At 57.7% G+C, this 16,017-nt stretch carries 13 protein-coding genes and 1 pseudogene; 8 read left to right on the top strand and 6 right to left on the bottom strand.

The genetic code is table 11. The features are described from left to right. Positions 1-178: 178 nt before the first annotated feature. Both AC3I0A_RS09580 and AC3I0A_RS09585 read left to right on the top strand, forming a co-directional pair. On the top strand, positions 179-1,471 hold the full coding sequence (locus tag AC3I0A_RS09580) for a carbohydrate porin (protein ID WP_489377464.1): 1,293 nt from the start codon (positions 179-181) through the stop codon (positions 1,469-1,471). Positions 1,472-1,669: 198 nt separating this feature from the next. Beyond that, positions 1,670-2,761: an IS630 family transposase gene (locus tag AC3I0A_RS09585; protein ID WP_489372455.1), complete on the top strand. Its 1,092-nt coding sequence runs from the start codon at positions 1,670-1,672 to the stop codon at positions 2,759-2,761. A gap of 554 nt (positions 2,762-3,315) precedes the next feature. Here AC3I0A_RS09585 and AC3I0A_RS09590 read toward each other — a convergent pair. Next, positions 3,316-3,555, bottom strand: coding sequence for a nickel-binding protein (locus AC3I0A_RS09590; protein WP_489377466.1), 240 nt, complete (start codon positions 3,553-3,555; stop codon positions 3,316-3,318). A 458-nt stretch (positions 3,556-4,013) separates the two neighbouring features. Between AC3I0A_RS09590 and AC3I0A_RS09595 the strand changes: the two are divergent. Next, positions 4,014-4,319: pseudogene (locus AC3I0A_RS09595) on the top strand (IS110 family transposase); the annotation flags it as partial. 17 nt (positions 4,320-4,336) lie between these two features. Here the strand turns inward: AC3I0A_RS09595 and AC3I0A_RS09600 are convergent. From AC3I0A_RS09600 to choX, 5 genes are all read right to left on the bottom strand, one after another. Beyond that, positions 4,337-4,852: an endonuclease V gene (locus AC3I0A_RS09600; protein ID WP_489377467.1), complete on the bottom strand. Its 516-nt coding sequence runs from the start codon at positions 4,850-4,852 to the stop codon at positions 4,337-4,339. Positions 4,853-4,924: 72 nt separating this feature from the next. Then, entirely contained in the window at positions 4,925-6,322 is a 1,398-nt protein-coding gene (locus AC3I0A_RS09605; protein WP_489377468.1) for a molybdopterin-dependent oxidoreductase, read from the bottom strand. Between the two features lie 212 nt (positions 6,323-6,534). Further along, complete coding sequence (locus tag AC3I0A_RS09610) at positions 6,535-6,819, bottom strand: hypothetical protein (RefSeq protein ID WP_489378627.1); 285 nt, start codon at positions 6,817-6,819, stop codon at positions 6,535-6,537. 90 nt (positions 6,820-6,909) lie between these two features. After that, complete coding sequence (locus AC3I0A_RS09615) at positions 6,910-8,082, bottom strand: gamma-butyrobetaine dioxygenase (RefSeq protein ID WP_489377469.1); 1,173 nt, start codon at positions 8,080-8,082, stop codon at positions 6,910-6,912. Between the two features lie 153 nt (positions 8,083-8,235). Further along, complete coding sequence (gene choX, locus AC3I0A_RS09620) at positions 8,236-9,165, bottom strand: choline ABC transporter substrate-binding protein (protein ID WP_489377470.1); 930 nt, start codon at positions 9,163-9,165, stop codon at positions 8,236-8,238. Between the two features lie 350 nt (positions 9,166-9,515). Between choX and AC3I0A_RS09625 the strand changes: the two genes are divergently transcribed. From AC3I0A_RS09625 to AC3I0A_RS09645, 5 genes are all read left to right on the top strand, one after another. Beyond that, positions 9,516-10,637, top strand: a complete 1,122-nt coding sequence (locus AC3I0A_RS09625) for an aromatic ring-hydroxylating oxygenase subunit alpha (RefSeq protein WP_489377471.1) — start codon at positions 9,516-9,518, stop codon at positions 10,635-10,637. 15 nt (positions 10,638-10,652) lie between these two features. Further along, on the top strand, positions 10,653-12,101 hold the full coding sequence (locus tag AC3I0A_RS09630) for an NAD-dependent succinate-semialdehyde dehydrogenase (protein ID WP_489377472.1): 1,449 nt from the start codon (positions 10,653-10,655) through the stop codon (positions 12,099-12,101). 55 nt (positions 12,102-12,156) lie between these two features. Beyond that, on the top strand, positions 12,157-13,131 hold the full coding sequence (locus AC3I0A_RS09635) for a PDR/VanB family oxidoreductase (protein ID WP_489377474.1): 975 nt from the start codon (positions 12,157-12,159) through the stop codon (positions 13,129-13,131). A 148-nt stretch (positions 13,132-13,279) separates the two neighbouring features. Beyond that, entirely contained in the window at positions 13,280-14,776 is a 1,497-nt protein-coding gene (locus AC3I0A_RS09640) for an aldehyde dehydrogenase family protein (protein ID WP_489377475.1), read from the top strand. A 10-nt stretch (positions 14,777-14,786) separates the two neighbouring features. Beyond that, complete coding sequence (locus tag AC3I0A_RS09645) at positions 14,787-15,971, top strand: iron-containing alcohol dehydrogenase (protein ID WP_489377477.1); 1,185 nt, start codon at positions 14,787-14,789, stop codon at positions 15,969-15,971. Positions 15,972-16,017: the final 46 nt, after the last annotated feature.

The raw sequence follows: 16,017 nt of genomic DNA on the forward strand, positions 1-16,017 counted from the left end.
TGCGCCAAACACAATAATAAAAGAGAGTCACATGATTAATACAGCTGATCTGCGCGGCGGGTAACGGCCCCCGCTTCACTGTTAACCCCCCGCAAACTAGCCGTTCAATTAATTGGGCCTCCACAAGGCGCCGATGGGCTCGGCTATCCGAAAAACAACAATAACGGGCTTAATACACATGAAAAAAAACATAACACTAGCTGCACTGCTGACGCTAAATAGCTTCGCTGACGCACATGCGGAGGATTATTCCCCCAATAATTTCCTGCTGGGTGACTGGGGAGGCAAGCGTACCGAACTGCATGATCAAGGCGTCGACTTTCTGTTCACATATGTAAACGAACTTGCCTACAACACTCAAGGTGGGGATCGACACACAGGCACCTATGCCGATCAACTTATGCTCGATAGCAATTTGGATCTGCAAAAATTGCTCGGATGGCAGGGCGCGCAGCTGCACATGACCCTCACCAACCGTAACGGCGAAAATCTCAATACCGAGGCACGATTAAATACATTACTCAATCAGCAGGAAATTTACGGTTATGGCAGCGTCACGCGCCTGGCCCAACTCTACTACCAGCAAAGTCTTTTCGATGGGAGCGCCACGCTGAAGATGGGGCGTCTACCTATGAGCGGGGATATTTTCCCATTCTCCTGCAAGTTTCAGAACCTTACGTTTTGTGGCACGGTTCCTGGGTATATCACGCCAAACTGGTACACTTGGCCTGTCAGTCAATGGGGTGGCGTATTCACGGCGAACGTTACCGACGAGGTTTACCTGCAGACATCACTGTATCAGGTCAATCCTCGGTTCACTGAAAACGCCCAGGGCCTCAACTTCGGAAGCCCGTCCGGGACCACCGGCTACATGGCGGTACTGGAGGCAGGGTGGAAGCCGACTCTGCAGGGATTGCCAGGTGCATACCGGCTTGGTGTCTGGCATAACACTGGCAATTTTGACGATATTTATCGAGACCGGAACGGCCAGCCTATAGGCCTAACAGGCGCAGCGGCTGATCTGAATCAAGACGCGGCGGGCTTTTATCTGATGGCACAGCAACAGGTGTTTCAGAACCCTGTAAATTCGGCACAAAGCCTTTCTCTGTTCGCCAACTTCATCCAGTCTGACCGCGATGTATCGTATGTCGAGAGATCATGGCAAGTCGGATTATTTTTGAGCGCACCTTTCGAAGCCCGTCCCAACGATGAAATCGGTTTGGCTGTTGGCGGTCTTGAGGTCAACAGTAACTCTGCCAAGCGTGTGCGCCAAGCGAACAGCATGCTCCCAGCCGGCGCAAGGAATCAACCCATACCGCACACCGAATATCCAGCGGAGCTGTATTACGGAATTGCGATCACCCCCGCCATTACCGTACGCCCCAACGTTCAATATGTGAAATCGCCGGGAGGAATCTCAAATGACACCGACGTAGTAGTGTTCGGGCTAAAAAGTGTCATCAGTTTCTAAGGCCGGTGCAATGGAAAGGGCGGACCAGATCGTGGGTCAGGTCCGCGTTTTTAGCTTGTCAAAATGCTGAGTCATGATAAATCTTCACCACCTTTTGACTTGGCAGATTGGGGACTAGTGTTCCGTGCGGATAATTAATTTATCTAAATGAACAGTGGAGATATACTGCGGGCCCAACGTCATGGATTGATTATGCGCATGGCCCGTCCCACTTCTCCCTTTGCTCTAACCTCCTCCGATCTCGCCACTTTGCAGGGCTGGCTACGGATGGGCACCTTGAAGCAGAACCTCGCACAACGCGCGCGAATCCTGCTGCTCCTGGCCGATGGTTTGACACCCAAAACGATCAGCGAACAGATGCAGGTAACGCCGCCGACGGTTTTCAAATGGCGCAAGCGCTACCTGGAGGCCGGGATTGAAGGGTTGACCGACCTGCCTCGCAGCGGCCAGCCGCATAAGCTCAGCGCCCAAAAGATGAAGGAAATTCTGACGCTGACCACCCAGCGCGTACCTCGTGAGGCGACGCATTGGAGTGTGCGCCTGATGGCCAAGTACGCGCAGGTCACCACGTGGCAAGTTCGGCAGGTCTGGGCCGCCTCCGACCTCAAGCCGCATCGCCTGAAGACGTTCAAGATCAGCAACGATCCCCTTTTTGCCGACAAGGTGGTCGATGTGGTCGGGCTTTACCTGAACCCGCCGGATAACGCCTTGGTGCTCTCGGTTGACGAGAAAACCCAGATCCAGGCACTGGATCGTACTCAACCGATGTTGCCACTGCGTCCGGGCCAAATCGAGCGTCGAACCCACGATTACAAACGCCACGGGACGGCAAGTCTGTACGCTGCTTTTGACATCTTGACGGGCAAGGTCATCGGGCGGATTACCCAGCGTCACCGGGCCAAGGAGTTTCTGGCCTTCCTGCAACAGATTGATCGCAGTACGCCCGCCGAACTGGATCTGCATGTGATCCTGGACAACAGTTCGACCCACAAGACCGTCGCGATCAAGCAGTGGTTGGAGAAGCATCCCCGCTTCAAGCTGCACTTCACGCCGACCAGCGCCTCATGGTTGAACGCCGTGGAAGGCTGGTTCGCTCAACTGGAAAGACGAGCCCTGTATCGAGGGGCGTTTACCAGCGTCACCGATTTGAAGGCAACCATCCGCCAGTTTATTGAAGTGCACAACGAGCACTCAGCGAAACCATTCAAGTGGAACAAAACCGCTGAGACCATCATCAGTTCGGTGCATAAGGCAAAGCTGGGGGCGATAAAAAATAGATTAATGAATTAACCGTACAGGCCACTAGTTCGGGCATCGAGATGGTCGGGTGACCACTGAAGGGAGTTATGCACCATGGACGGAAAGCCCGATCAGCTCCGACAACCATCCAAGCATAGCTGCTCATTTACTGATCGCTCCGTCCACCGTCAGCTTTTGGCCGAAAGCTGCCTGTCACGACGGACTGGTAACGACCCATTGCAGACGCTCGCTTACGTTTAAGTTGAGGGGCTGCGGTACGCAGTGCCATAGAGCGCAGCGAACGAGTTGTTAGGCGCCAACGGTAAGCCTATGAGCGTTACTGACGCTGTGCCGAGGGTGCCTGCATCTTGTGCCTGTATGTAGACATTGTCTGCGCCGCACTCGCACGCCTTGTCTTTGTGCTTTCCCGCCGCAAAAAACATGGCACGCAAAATACTATTTCCCCCATGCCCTGACGCTGTGGGGCGACAGTCAAGCTGGGGAGGCCTCTCCAGCCTCCCCTGAGCCAGAACGGGAACCTATCCCCGGGGGGCCTTGCTTCGGATTCCGGAGCTACCTACGCGGATGCCGGCCAAGGACCTCCGTCACCCGCGCGTGGACTTCACTTCGTAGACCCAGTCGCACTCGATGCCGGCTTTTGCATGATGCTTATGGATCGCTTCTGCGTTCGGGGCGTCCAGTACGCAAAAAATCTTGTTGTCCTTCTCGCTGAAGAGGATGTCGTAGTGCGTGACCCCAAACTCGTCAGGGGGCGCGTTCTGCAACTTGTTCAGTTCGTCCGCCGTGAGCGGCTTCATGGGATGGGCATCTATAAACTTTGGCATGGCTTTTGCCTCCTCCAGCCTAGACAGTGGGTACTTATCGAGCGCCTCGCGGCGGGAAATGAAAGGCGCTCAATTTCAGCTTCCTCGTAGCATCGGTCCCTTGCCACAAATTTACTATAGAGCGGATAGGTAGTATCAGCGAGATTTCAGGGGCCGGTGTAGCACGCCACCGAATTCAAGAGACTCCGGCCGAGAGGGTAAGGGAAACGGCTTCTTGGCGCCTAACGTTTAGGTTAAGGGGCGGGCTTTAGCCCGTCCCGAGTGAGCGAAGCGAACGACTTGAATGCTGTAATGGACTCTCCTTGCACCACACTTCTGCGAACCGAACAGTTCGCGAAGATCGCTGGGAGAGTCGCCATGAAGCGTATTGCAGTTGATTTGGCCAAGTCCGTTTACCAGGTTGCCGAGAGTGTCCATGTCGGTCAGGTGAGTCAGCGCAAGCGGCTGAGTCGTGAGGCGTGCTGCGCGGCATCTTGCGCGAGGCTGGCATCGACGCGCCTGCCGCGACTGCTGCTTTTATCCGTGCGGCGCACGAGCTGGTCGATCTTCCGGAAGTGGCGCGCTTGAGCGGCCAGCTGCATATCGTTCTGGCGGAGATCAACCTCTATGAGCAATGCATGAGCGAGTGCGAACAGCAACTCAAGAGGTGGCATGCCGACGACGAGATCGTGCACAAGCTGGATGAAGTCAGTGGCATCGGCCTGCTGACCGCCAGTGCCCTGAAGGCTGCCGTCGGCCAGCCCGAACGCTTTGCCAATGGGCGTCCATATACGCATTGTTGTCAGGTAGCAGCCGCGCTACGGCATAGCCGATCGACCCGACGCAATAGCGTTGGGACACGATGGTGCCCATGCATCTCCTTGATGCGCTGAGCCGCTTCACCCAACCCGATGCCTACTGCAGAGACATAGAGTGGCTTTTGGCTTTCGCCTCTTAGCACTTCTTGGGCTGCTCTAGATCGTGCGAACCGCGTTTTCGCGACACCTACGACTGGAACTTTCTCTTTCAGCGCCCGGTACAGATGGGCACCCAAGCCAGGCTCTGTCTCATCTCCAACCCATACGTAACCGTCAACGACAATTACGCCAGGTGGGTCCGCCAGCTTCTCCAGCGCAGCCAGCAAGCACGGAAGCTCGCGACGAAAAAACTCGCCCGGCACGTAGGCCGCAACCGACTCCACCGCGACCGTGAACTCTTGCATCGGCAACTCCGAGCTCCAACTTGAAGCAAGAAGACACCCCACCACTGCCCCCGAGTCGCTGTAGTGCACGTCCAGGCATGCCACCGACATGTCCATCCTGGTGCCTCACTCAAACCAAGGGGCCGCGGAACCGCTCGCCGCGCACCGCCCGAACCTGAACGGAATGCTTCAACCTATCCGTACCTGCACTCGATGGATAGCGTTGTTGCCATAGCCCAGGCGGTTCCATTCGGGGCACTCAGGTTGAGTACGGCCGGCAAGGTCGGTGGCGCAGGCGCTTAGGGTGACAACACCCGACTCCTGGACGCGGGTGATCAGCTCCCACCACTGCCAACTGTGGCGCTTGCGCTCGCCTACGAGGCGAGCCTCCTGCCAGTTACCGCCGCCCACGCTTACCTCTACGCGCGCAATCGGAGCGGCACCGGACCATGCCACACCGCGGATAGCCAGTTCTCCGCACTGGACCTCCTGGTCAGGCGCCGGCTCGGTGATCAAGGCTCGCACCCGCTGCAACGTAACCGGTTCGCGGATGACCTGGCCGTTGCGTTCCCATTCATACCAATACTTGTCGGCTTGAAAATGCCCGGCGAACGGCCGGTCGATGGCCTCGATTTCGGTCAGCCATTTGACCGACGCCACGGCATACCAGTCCGGCACGACCAGGCGCAATGGATAGCCGTGCTGAACGGGCAGAGGTTCGCCGTTCATCGCATAGGCCAGCAGGAGGTCGGCGTCGCGTGCGTGATCAAGCTGGAGACTGCGTTCGAAACGAATCGGTCCTGAGTGGCCCCCAGCGGTTCCGCCGTCCGCGCCCCGGAACAGCACCTCACGCGCGCCCGTCCGCACACCGGCCCGGCCCAGAACTTCCGCCAGCGGCACGCCTGTCCACTCGGCTGTGCTGACGGCCCCCAGGTTCCATTTCTCGCCCTCGATGGATGGCTGGAACAGCGTGCGACCATTGCCGGCGCACTCGAGGGTGGCGATGAGCGTCTGCGACCGCATGTTGTGGAGATCCCGCAAACTGAGGCTCAGGGGGCGTTCTACGAGGCCGCCAACCGTGAGCCGGAAGGTAGCCGGGTCGAGTTGGGGAATCTGGAAGTGATTACGAACGTAGAAGTGCGCATTTGGCATGACCACAGCTTCGACCAGCGCCGAGATCGAGGTCTCGCAGTTGAGCGGATGCGCGCGATGGACCACCAGGCCGGCCTCGATAGCCTGCTGGCAAGCCTCTTCGGGGTCCAGCGCCGTCACGAACTCGCTCACAGGCATCGCCGCGGCGCAGCCGCCGCTGGCGACTACGCGGGCGCAGGTCGAGGCGGGGTAGATGTCCAGGCTGCCGACCGTTTGGAACGGCTGCATGAACGCGCGCAGGCGGTCCTCATCTTCGGCTTCCACTATGAGGTACAAGGTGTGCTCACCCTGTACGACGGCCTCGCCCCGGATTTCCACCCCGTACTGCCTGACGTTTGGACGGCTCAGGTGATTCAAGAGCATGGCCCCCATAGAGGGGTCCTGAGCAGGGCAGCGCTCGGCTGCGTGCTGGTGCCTCACAACGAACAGCGCCATCGTGACCTCCTTTGGCGCCCGGTTCATTCTGCTTACTGCGGGTCGGCCCTTAAAGTCCAGTTTAGAAGAGAGTCTCGTTCATGGAACGGCGCCGTGGACCTTCTGGCCGCGCCACGCCACGCGATACCCAAAGTACGGTGAAAAATCCGCGAAACGGTTTTCCACCATGCGGAGTTCCAAGCTACCTTGCTGTCACTCACATTTGAAAGGGATCATTCATGCCGCGTCTGGAATGGCTCAAAAATCACATGAACCACTGCGACACAATGGCTGCGTGGCTTCATGAACAGTTCAACTACGAGTATGCGGATCAGCCACTGGCTGACTGGCAACGTGAGTTCGCCGAGGGCCAAACCAACGGTCTTTGGAGTTGAGTAAAAGAACTCGGTACGGGAGCAGAGAAAGCGGGTATCGGCATGCCACTGGATCGGTAAACCGGAATCCTTACCCGCTTTTGAGTTGTTCCAGATTTTCAGCATTCCACCGTTTACGAACATCTGAACCGGTCACGAATCGTAATCTTTGATGCTCCGTGGATGCTTCTTGCGGGATTGAGCCAGAATCAGCGGACCTGATCTTCGAAAATTTTAATGATTTACTTGACGCTCCAATACCAGAATTCGCGATAACAGTTCGTCTCTGTCTACGTAGCAACCCTGGAAATGTCGCACTCCTGACGCCGGGTCGAATGCATCGCGGGCGTGCAGGCTGCGACGGTTGTCGAAGCACCACATCTCTCCCTGATTCAAACGCTGGCGAAACTGGAAGCGGGTTTCGCGGCTCATTTCGATAAAGCGTCGATAGGCGTGATACAGAGAGGACATCTGGTCCGGTGCAGTTATGAAAGGGCCGCGCAGGAAGTTGGCCATTCTGATATCGGATACCTCGCCCAGCACATCCACGGCAATGATTGGTGCGAGGCAGCGGTAATCGCTGTTGCGGTCCTTGTTGCGGAATTCGACGGGGATTTCACAGAGGAGCCGGAACGCTGCTGGGTCTTCCTCGCGCAGTGCCTGGGCCAAGGCGAAACCATCGACAAACAGACTGTCGCCGCCGGTGGTCTCGTTAATCAGGCAGTGCAGGAATTGCAGCCCAGGTTGCAGTTCGCGGGTGGGCAGGTCGGTGTGCAAGGGCAAGTTGAAAGGGGTGTAGGCATTGCTGTCGGCATCCGCTTTGGGCTTGACGTTGAACAATACTCCGAAGTTGCTTTCACGAATAAACGAAATTCGCTTGGCCACCCGCAACAGTGATTCGGGGTCGGTGGGCACGCCGCGAACCTGAGTGAGACCGATGTCTCGCAGTGCCAACAGCCACTTGAGCAGCGCCTCAGGCTCATTCATCACAGCCTGGAAATCGAACACCGGAAGGTCGAGGTCGCGCGTCCAGTAGTGTTTCTTCGGACGGCGCTCAAGCTGTTCCTGCCGAGACGCATCGTCATAGGCATGAGCACGCAACCAGCCGGGCTCAAAGCGGCTGCGATGACCGTCTTCCCACTGGATCAGCAGCAGGCCTTCACGATCGATTTCGGTGGTCTTCGGCTGTATGTTTTCCGGCACATCGGCGATTTCGAACACCTGCTCGCGGGTGACACCATAGACACATTCCGGACACGGACAGTTGTCCCGTAGCCAGAGGTGATGAAAAGGACTGACGCGCAGATCAGCCCATTTGACCTGAATCAGGCCCTCCAAACACTCAACCGTCAGCAGCGAGCTGATCAGTGGGTAAACGCGATAGTCGGCAACCGAACTCATAGCCATCTCCTCAAACAATAAGGTTCATTGCGGCAGAAAAAATGAATAACGCGCCGGCTAAATTCAGGTGGCTTTCGCGGCCCGATAAAGTGGCTTTATTTAAGTTTTTTGCGCCGATCTGCGGCCACAGTGAGCCGCGCCGGTTGTTTGAGAGAAGGATTACGGGTTCATGCCCAGTTTGTAGGGTTCGCCAGCGAACGTGGTGACGCCTTCGGTCCAGCGTTGATGGTCCTCTGGATGGTTTTTCAGCCATTCGCGGGCCATGTCTTGAGGTTTTTGCCCAGCCAGGATGGACACCATCATTTTGCTTTCGGTGGCGGTGGTGAAAGTCAGTTGATCGAGCAGGTGCTGGACGTTGGGGCAGCGTGGGCCGAAATCCGGCGTAGTCACGGTCCACACCTTCGCCGCGCCTTCCTGTGGACCCAGGGTGTCATTGCTGCCGGTCAGGTACTGGATGTCGAAGTTCACGTTCATCGGGTGCGGCGCCCAGCCAAAGAACACAATTGGGGTCTTGCGGTTCACCGCCCGTTGCAGCTCGGCGAGCATCCCGGCCTCGCTGGATTCGACGATGCGAAAGCCTTTCAAACCGAATTGGTCCTGATCGATCAAGGCTTGCAGTTGTTGGTTGGTCGCAGAGCCGGCTTCGATGCCGTAGATCTTGCCGTTCAAGGCCTCTTTGAAGCGGGCGATATCGTCAAAGGTTTTAAGCCCCTGGTCGAACAGGTACTGCGGCACCGCCAACGTGGCATTGGCGTTGGTCAGGTTCGGTGCAGCGGAGATGGTGATCTGGTTTTTATCTTTCAGGGACTGGATTTGGGCATTCATCAGCGGGTCCCAGTAGCCGAGGAACACGTCGAGTTTTTTATCCTTGAGGCCCGTCAGGATAATGTTTTCAGAGGCGAAGGTCTGTTTGACGTCATAGCCCAACTCCCCCAGCAGTTCTTTGGCCACAGCGCTGGTGGCCATCACATCCGTCCAGTTGGCAACGCCCATTTTGACTTGTTTGCACGAGCTGTCGTCAGCCGCATACAGAAAACTGGAGCAAAACATCAACGTGAAAGCACTCAGGTAGCGAGGGACGGTAAGCATTGTTCATTCCTCCAGACTTAACAGGACAGATTCTTGTTAACGGTTATCAGGCTCTTTGTTTTTATTTTCAGCAACACGTGATCGGGCAAGGAAATGCGAACGGGCAAGTTGGGGAATGGCTGGGTCGTTTCTGTCCTCTGTCACTCAACAGGGTAGCGGTTGTCCCGGGCTGCGGATTGAGTCGAACATAGGCCTTACTGAAATTAAGTTCAATAGCGCTAGTGAAATAATTTTCAGTAAATGATCGATTGCCGGGATTGCTTTTCAGCAGGTTTTCCGAGATTATTTTGTTAACCAAAGGTTTTGTGTAAACCAGTAGTTAACAATAATAGCTCGAGAGAGGATCAGTCGTGACCACCATCTTGAAACTGCCTGCCGATTTTTGCGCCAACGTCGAACACGCTCACACCATTCCTGCCTCGTACTACACGCAGCCAGCGGTGTTCGAGTATGAGAAAGAGGCGATCTTCGCCAAGAGTTGGATCTGCATCGCCCATCGCAGCGAAGTGTCCGAGAGCAACGCCTACATCACCCGCGATATCGTCGGTGAAAGCATCATCGTCGTGCGGGGCCGCGACAGCGTATTGCGGGCGTTCTACAACGTCTGTCCGCACCGTGGTCATCAGTTGCTGACCGGCAGCGGCAAGGCCAAGAACGTCATTACCTGTCCGTATCACGCTTGGGCGTTCAAGCTCGACGGCGAACTGGCCCACGCCCGCAACTGCGAAAACGTCGCCGATTTCGACAAGGACAACTCGAGCCTGGTGCAACTGCGTGTCGAGGAGTATGCCGGGTTTATTTTCGTCAACATGAACAACGACGCCGGCACGGTAGAGGAGCAATTGCCGGGTCTTGAGGCGAGCATGCGCGAGGCCTGCCCTGTGATTGATGACTTGCACCTGGCCGCACGGTTTGTCAGCGACACCGGCGCCAACTGGAAGTCCATCGTCGACAACTACCAAGAGTGCTACCACTGCGCACCGGCGCACCCGGGTTTTTCCGCTTCAGTCGACGTCAGCCAGTACAGCCATTCCTTGTTCGAAAACTGGTCGTTGCAGTTCGGCCGCGCCAAGTCGTCCGAGAATTCGTTCAAGTTCGACGAGTCGGGGGATGGTGCCAAGTATTCCGGCTATTGGGTCTGGCCGTGCAGCATGTTCAACATGCCACCTGGCGGCAATTTCATGACGGTGATCTACGAGTTCCCGGTGGACGCCAACACCACCCTTCAGCATTACGACATCTACTTCCTGAACAAGGACATCACCTCTGAACAGCAAAAGCTGATCGAGTGGTATCGCGATGTGTTCCGCCCGGAAGACCTGCGCCTGGTGGAGAGCGTGCAGCGCGGCTTGAAGTCCCGTGGCTATCGTGGTCAAGGACGGATCATGACCGACAAAGCACGCAGCGGCATAAGTGAGCACGGCATCGCTCACTTCCACAATATCATCGCCCGTACTCACCACACGGACTGATCTGGAGCGTTCAACATGAACCTGAACGACCCGCAATTGTTCCGCCAGCAAGCCTACATCGCCGGACGCTGGTGCGACGCTGATGACGGCCAGACCCTGGCGGTTACCGACCCCGCAGACGGTCGCAGCCTCGGCCATGTCCCGCTGATGGGCGGTGCCGAGGCAGTACGCGCCATTGAGGCCGCAGACCAGGCGCTGCCCGATTGGCGTGCGCTGACGGCCAAGGCGCGTGCGCAGATTCTTCGGCGCTGGTTCGACTTGATTCTGGAGCACGAGCAAGACCTCGCCCGGCTGATGACCCTGGAGCAGGGCAAGCCGCTGCACGAATCGTTGGGAGAAATCCGCTACGCCGCTTCCTTTGTCGAGTGGTTTGCCGAGGAAGGCAAGCGCATCTACGGCGACGTGATTCCCAGCCCATCGAGCGACAAACGCTTGCTGGTGATCAAGCAAGGGATCGGCGTGTGCGCCGCCATCACGCCGTGGAATTTTCCGGCGGCGATGATCACCCGCAAGGTCGCCCCGGCATTGGCGGCCGGCTGCACCATCGTGGTCAAACCGGCCAATGAAACGCCTTATTCGGCGTTGGCCCTGGCCGAGCTGGCCCAGCGTGCGGGGGTGCCGGCCGGTGTCTTGAATATTGTCACCGGCGATGCGCAAGCCATTGGTCTGCCGTTTACCCAGCATCCCCAAGTGCGCAAGCTCAGCTTTACCGGGTCAACCCCGGTTGGGCGTCTGTTGATGGCGCAATGCGCCAACACGATCAAAAAGGTCTCGCTGGAGTTGGGCGGCAATGCGCCGTTCATTGTCTTCGAGGACGCCGATATCGAGGCGGCGGTCGAGGGTGCCGTGGCTGCCAAGTACCGTAATGCCGGTCAGACCTGCGTCTGCGTCAATCGGTTCTACGTGCATGAGTCGGTGCATGAGCAGTTTGCCACGCGATTCGTTGAGCGCGTGCGGCAACTGAGCGTCGGTCATGGTCTCGTGGCGACGACACAGATCGGTCCGCTGATCAGTGAAAAAGCCGTGGCCAAAGTCCGGCACCTGGTGGATGACGCGGTGGCCAAAGGCGCCAAGTTATTGTTGGGCGCCGAGGCGCTGGACCTGGGTAGCAACTACTTCGCGCCGACGGTGCTGGGCAATGTCGTCGCCGGCATGCAATTGCTGGAGGAGGAAATCTTCGGCCCGGTGGCGGCCCTGGTGCGATTCTCCAGTGTCGACGAGGTGATCCGCCTGGCCAACGACACGCCGTACGGCTTGGCGGCGTACTTCTACAGTCGCGATATCGGCCGGGTTTGGGCCGTGGCGGAGCAGTTGGAGTACGGCATGGTCGGGGTCAACACCGGCCTGATGTCCAATGAGGTCGCGCCCTTTGGTGGGGTCAAGCAATCCGGACTCGGTCGCGAAGGTTCGAAGTATGGCATCGAGGATTACCTGGAAATGAAATACCTGTGCCTGGCCATCTAGCGCCCGGGTCAACACGGTTCATTGAGCAGGTTCCAGTCGGCGATTGAGGTAAGTGATGGTTAACAAATATGAATTGTTCGCAGTAAAAGTGCTGGGCGTCGAGCAAGAGACGCCGCTGATCAAGCGTTTTACCCTGGCGCGGGAAGACGGGCTGGCAATGCCGGTGTTTACCGGCGGTAGCCATATCATTGTGCAAATGCAAGAGGCCGACGGACGCCAGTACAGCAACGCTTATTCGTTGATGAGTGATCCGGCGGATACCCGGCAGTATCAGATTGGTGTGAGGCTCGAAGAAAAATCCAAGGGTGGTTCGGCGTTCATGCACTGCCAGGTCGAGGTCGGCAGTGTGCTGACCATCTCCACGCCCAATAACCTATTTGCCATTGACCCCGGGGCGCAACGCCATGTGCTGATCGCCGGCGGGATCGGCATTACACCGTTTCTGGCGCAGTTGCCTGAGTTGCGCGCGAGTGCCGCGGACTATGAGCTTCACTACGCATTTCGCAGTCCAGAACATGGGGCGTTCAGCGCTGATTTGATGGCAAGTCCCCATGCCGAGCGCACGCGGTTGTACATCGACAGCGAAGGCAAAGCGCTCGACATCAAGGCGCTGATAACTGGGCTGGATGACGCCGCGCATTTGTATGTTTGTGGTCCGCGGCCCCTGATCGATGCGGTCATTGACACCGCACGGCAACTCGGTGTTGCGGACAACCGCGTGCACTGGGAGCAATTCGCCGCTGCATCCAGCAGCGGTCACGGAGCATTCAGTGTGACCCTGGCGCGTTCCGGACGTGAGCTTTGGGTGGAGGAGGGCATGAGCATCCTCAAAGCCATCGAGAATGCCAAAGCGGCGACCGTTGAATGCCTATGCCGGGAGGGAGTGTGTGGCACCTGTGAAACGCAGATTCTCCAAGGCGAGGCCGAGCATCTGGATCAGTACCTCAGTGACGAGGAAAAGGCTGCGCAAAAAACCATGATGATTTGCGTGTCTCGAGCACGGGGTGCGTCGCTGGTTCTGGATCTCTGAAAAAAGCCGTTGTTGAAGGATTTTTGTGCCAGCATTTGCTGGCTTTTTATTGAAAATTTTTTCAGTAATGGTATTTGTTTTTATTGAAACTATTTTCAGTATGGCCTAGCATTGCCTCAGCCTGACAAGAACAAAACGAGGTGTTGCAGTGACAAAGCTGAAAGACAGAGCCTATTGGCTCGAGAAAGCGAAAACGCTACGAATTGAAGGTCGAGCGTTTATTGGCGGTGTCTATGTCGACGCCCACAGCCGTGCGACGTTCTGTTCATACAGCCCGATTGATGCACTGCCGCTGGCGTCGGTTGCCTTGTGTGCAAGCGCCGATGTCGATCTAGCGGTGGCGGCTGCACGCCGCAGCTTTGAAGTCGGTGTCTGGTCCGGTCTGGCTCCCCGCGAGCGCAAGGCCGTGTTGTTGAAGTGGGCGGCTTTGCTGGAAGCGCACACCGACGAACTGGCATTGCTGGAATCCCTGGACAGCGGCAAACCCATCGCAGACACCACCGGTGGTGATCTTCCTGGCACGATTTATTGCCTGCGCTGGTTTGCCGAACTGATCGACAAGGTGCACGGCGAAGTACCGGCCACTGATCCACAGTTTTTCGGTACCGTCACCCATCAACCTTTGGGTGTTGTGGCGGCTGTAGTGCCCTGGAACTACCCATTGCTGATGGCCGCGTGGAAGTTTTCCCCGGCCTTGGCCGCCGGTAACAGCGTGGTCCTCAAGCCCTCGGAAAAAACCCCGCTCAGTGCCTTGCGAATTGCCGGTCTGGCGGTGGAGGCGGGCATTCCTGCGGGAGTATTCAACGTCGTGACCGGCGATGGCGCCACCGGCCGCGATCTGAGCCTACACGGCGATGTCGACTGCATTGCCTTCACCGGTTCGGGCAAGGTCGGTCGGGAAATCGCCAAAAATGCCGCCGCCTCTAACCTCAAGCGGGTCTGGCTGGAGCTGGGTGGCAAATCGGCGAATATCGTCATGGCCGACTGCCCAGACATCGCGCAAGCCGCGCGTTCAGCCGCCGCGGCGATTTTCGCCAACATGGGCCAGGTTTGCAGTGCCGGCTCGCGGCTGCTGGTGCAGCGTTCGATTGCCGACCAACTGATCCAAGAGTTACTCGACGCCACCGACGATTATCAGCCTGGGCACCCGTTGGACCCTGACAGCGTCACCGGCGCCATCATTGATGGGGTGCAGTTCGAACGCGTCTGCGAGTACATCGAAATCGGCAAGCAAGAAGCGCAACTGCTCAAGGGCGGCAACTCACTGTCACCTGTCGAGTCGGGGGCTTACTTGGAACCGACGATTTTTCTCGCCAAGGATTCATCGGCGCGCATCGCCAACGAAGAAATTTTCGGCCCGGTGCTGGTGGTCATTCCATTTGACACCTTGGAAGAAGCTATCGCCATCGCCAACCAGACCGAGTATGGCCTGGCGGCTGCGGTGTGGTCGTCCGACCTCAAGACTATCCATACCGCGACCCGGCAGTTAAAGGCCGGCACGGTCTGGGTCAATTGCTATGACGAACTGGTGGACATGAACTTCCCGTTTGGCGGATTCAAGGAGTCCGGCAATGGTCGGGATAACTCCGCTCACGCCCTGAGCAAGTACACCGAATTGAAATCAACCATCATGCGTTGCGGTTAAGGTGAATCCCGTGGAAAACAATCTTTCAGCGTTGAACCCGCAAAAATGGACCGTGCCATTGCCGATGGAATACGGCCCGGGCGTGCGCCACCAGTTGGCTGAACTCTGCCGGGAATTCAACATTTCCCGGCCGATCATCATCACCGACCAGGGTTCGTTGAACCTGCCCTTCGTCGGCGAGATGCAGCGGACCTTGTCCGAAGCCGGCCTGACTTGTGGCCTGTACGGTGGCATCGAACCCAACCCGACCGACGCGTCGGTGATCGCCGGTGCTGCGGCGTATCAGGCGTGGGAGGCCGACGGAATCATTGCCCTGGGCGGCGGCAGTGGTCTGGACGGTGGCAAGGCCGTGGCCTTGATTGCCCGGCAACAGCGTTGCGACCTATGGGAATTCGACTTCGACAAACCAGTGCCGAGTGGTTTCAGCGCAGCGGATTTCCCGCCGGTGATCACCATCCCGACCACCGCCGGTACCGGCGCCGAAACCGAAAGCACCGCGATGCTCACCGACACCCGACGTGGCATCAAGGGCTGCGTGTGGCATCCCCGTGCCCGGCCGTCGGCGGTGATTCTCGACCCTGAATTGACACAGAGCCTTCCCGCCAACCTGACGGCCTGGACCGGTTGCGATGCGATCATCCATGCCCTGGAAGCCTACTTCGTACCCAGCTTTAACCCGCTCAGTGACGGCGCGGCCTTACAGGCCCTGAGCCTGCTCTGGACCTCAATCGACACCGCCGTCCATCACGGGCAAGACCTCGAAGCCCGGGGCAAGATGCTGATTGGCTCGTGCTTGGCTGGAGTCGCCTTTCTCAAAGGTCTGGGACTGGTGCACGCGCTGAGCCATATGGTCGGTGCGACCTACAACACCCACCACGGTCTGACCAACGCGATCATTCTGCCGGTGGTGTTACGTTTCAACCAGGCTGACATCACCCCTCGGCTCAAACCCGTGGCCCAGGCGCTGGACCTGCCGGACGCCAGCTTCGAGACTTTCTACAGCGCCGTATGCGCCAAGCTCGATCACCTGAACATTCCAAAGTCCCTGTCCGCATTGGGCGTCAAGCGCGCGGATATCGGCGCAGTGGCCCGCAAGTCTATGGGCGATCCCGCGCGTTTGACCAACCCTCGGAACAGTTCCCTCGAGCAACTCGAGGCCCTGCTGGCCCAGGCCATCGATCACGCCCGCGACTGATGGCGTGATCCGACGTTTCAAAGCTTTGCCGTGCAACCAAACCAAT

This window comes from Pseudomonas sp. KH_024_B2 (genome assembly GCF_057839965.1).

Bases quoted from the DNA above. Each gene is read 5' to 3' on its own strand.
- AC3I0A_RS09635 (WP_489377474.1), top strand. From the start codon at position 12,157: ATGGTTAACAAATATGAATTGTTCGCAGTAAAAGTGCTGGGCGTCGAG.
- AC3I0A_RS09600 (WP_489377467.1), bottom strand. From the start codon at position 4,852: ATGGACATGTCGGTGGCATGCCTGGACGTGCACTACAGCGACTCGGGG.
- AC3I0A_RS09590 (WP_489377466.1), bottom strand. From the start codon at position 3,555: ATGCCAAAGTTTATAGATGCCCATCCCATGAAGCCGCTCACGGCGGAC.
- AC3I0A_RS09585 (WP_489372455.1), top strand. From the start codon at position 1,670: ATGGCCCGTCCCACTTCTCCCTTTGCTCTAACCTCCTCCGATCTCGCC.
- AC3I0A_RS09610 (WP_489378627.1), bottom strand. From the start codon at position 6,819: ATGTTCGTAAACGGTGGAATGCTGAAAATCTGGAACAACTCAAAAGCG.
- AC3I0A_RS09615 (WP_489377469.1), bottom strand. From the start codon at position 8,082: ATGGCTATGAGTTCGGTTGCCGACTATCGCGTTTACCCACTGATCAGC.
- choX (WP_489377470.1), bottom strand. From the start codon at position 9,165: ATGCTTACCGTCCCTCGCTACCTGAGTGCTTTCACGTTGATGTTTTGC.
- AC3I0A_RS09580 (WP_489377464.1), top strand. From the start codon at position 179: ATGAAAAAAAACATAACACTAGCTGCACTGCTGACGCTAAATAGCTTC.
- AC3I0A_RS09630 (WP_489377472.1), top strand. From the start codon at position 10,653: ATGAACCTGAACGACCCGCAATTGTTCCGCCAGCAAGCCTACATCGCC.
- AC3I0A_RS09605 (WP_489377468.1), bottom strand. From the start codon at position 6,322: ATGGCGCTGTTCGTTGTGAGGCACCAGCACGCAGCCGAGCGCTGCCCT.